General features: G+C 57.6%; 1 protein-coding gene and 1 pseudogene. Both read left to right on the forward strand.

Features of this window, described 5'->3' with window-relative positions; genetic code table 11:
• Positions 1–828, forward strand: an 828-nt coding sequence (lpxD, locus tag AC1D35_RS35795) for a UDP-3-O-(3-hydroxymyristoyl)glucosamine N-acyltransferase (RefSeq protein WP_477942715.1), incomplete at its 5' end; no start/stop codon positions are given.
• Positions 829–984: 156 nt separating this feature from the next.
• Positions 985–1899 (forward strand): annotated as a pseudogene (locus tag AC1D35_RS35800) (IS1595 family transposase); the annotation flags it as partial.

The following is a 1899-nucleotide window of genomic DNA, read 5'->3' on the forward strand; positions in this document are numbered from 1 at the left end:
CGAGCGGGTGCCGTGATTGTCCATCCGTCGCTCCGAGCACATGTGCCGTCTCACACGATCGCTATTCGATCTGCAGAACCATATGCTGCTTGGGCTCGCGTTTGTCTCCTTTTTCATCCCGATGTGGAAAGCGTGCCAGGCATTCATCCCACTGCTTTCATAGACCCTCTCGCCATTGTCGACGCCTCAGCAAGTATCGGGCCACTTGTGGTGGTGAAGGCTGGAGCCTCGATCGGCTGCCGCGCGCGAATTGAGGCGGGCGCGATTATTCAAAATGGAGTTGTCATCGGGTCCGACTGCGTTATCGGAGCAGGCGCGAGCCTCAGCCACGCGATCCTTGGATCGCGCGTACACATCGGACCTGGTTGCCGAATTGGCCAGGAGGGATTTGGCTTTGCTAGCACAGAAAGTGGCTTTCTCGCGATTCCGCAATTAGGCCGTGTGCTCATTGAGGATGACGTGAGGGTTGGCGCAAACACCGCGGTTGATCGCGGGTCAGCCAGGGACACCATAATCGGCGCGGGCACATGGATCGATAATCTTGTTCAGATTGCCCATAACGTTACGATTGGTCGGCACTGCATTATTGTGGCGCAAGTCGGCATCGCAGGCTCAACACAGATCGGGGATTTTGTTCGCCTGGGCGGACAAGCCGCGATCGCCGGCCATGTGGAAGTTGGCGCTCGTGCAAGCATCGGCGCACAGGCCGGAGTCATCGGGAATGTGCCACCAGGTGCTAAGTTGCTCGGGAGTCCGGCACAGCCAAAGCGCGATTTTCTCAAGCAAATGGCCAAACTTAGACAGACTATCAAACCACGAGTGGCGTGAATTCTTGGTAACCGAGGTTCCAGAGCACCTTCCTTCGTGGGGTCAGAACAAGAGCAGTYCGAAATCGTACGCSGCYTTTATCAACCAAAGACAGCAAATCACTTGTAAGATAGCATCTCTCATGCGATTCTTTGGTCGGTCCCGAAGGAGATGATTATGTCTGAAATGATGCTGGTAACGCTTTCCAATATTCGGACAGTTGAAGATATGGTCGCCGCGTTCCGGGACGAAGAGCATTGCCGTCGTTTGCTGGAAAGCATGGTATGACCGGATGGCAGGGTCTGCCCGGCCTGTGGTTACAAACGCTCGATCGCGATAGCTGGCCGCGACGTGGGCAAGCGTCGCGCGCGGCCGGGCCTCTATCAGTGCTCCAGCGGTGATTGCCGGTTCCAGTTCACGGTGACAACACACACGCCCCTGCATGCCACGAAACTTCCCTTGAGCGTGTGGCTCAAGGCGATGTGGCTGTTGCTGCAGTCGGACAAAGGCTTGTCCTCGGTCCGTCTCGCCGAGACACTCGGGGTGAGCCAACCAACGGCCTGGCGGATCGGTCACGCCCTCCGTCTCATGGTGGCGCGCGAAAACATACTCGACGGCACGGTGGAGATTGATCATTTCTACCTCGGTGGCAGGCCACGAAAGCGGCCTGATGAACCGCCACCGGGGCGAGTCCGCAAAGGTCAGGCAAAGACGGAGAAGACGCCGGTCATGGCGATCGTGCAGCGACCGGCAGACATCACCCCCGGTTCGACCGCAGGCGATGCCCGTGCCGCCGTCGTTACCGGCCTGTCGTTGCGTGCTGCTGTGGGCGCAATTGCAACGCAAGTTGAGCTTCAGGCGCATTTGATGAGTGACGAGGCAAAGGCATTCATGGCTATTGGCGACAGCTTTGCCGCACACGAGACGGTCAACCACTCCAACCGCGAATATGTCCGTGATGCCGTCCACGTCAATTCAGTTGAAGGGTTCAATGCTCGGGTCCGCCGAACCATCGCAGGTGTCTTTCATCACATCAGTCCGGAACTTGCCGATTTGTACTTCCATGAAATCGGCTTCCGCTGGTCCCAACGT

This window comes from Rhizobium sp. P1_E6, assembly GCF_056405875.1.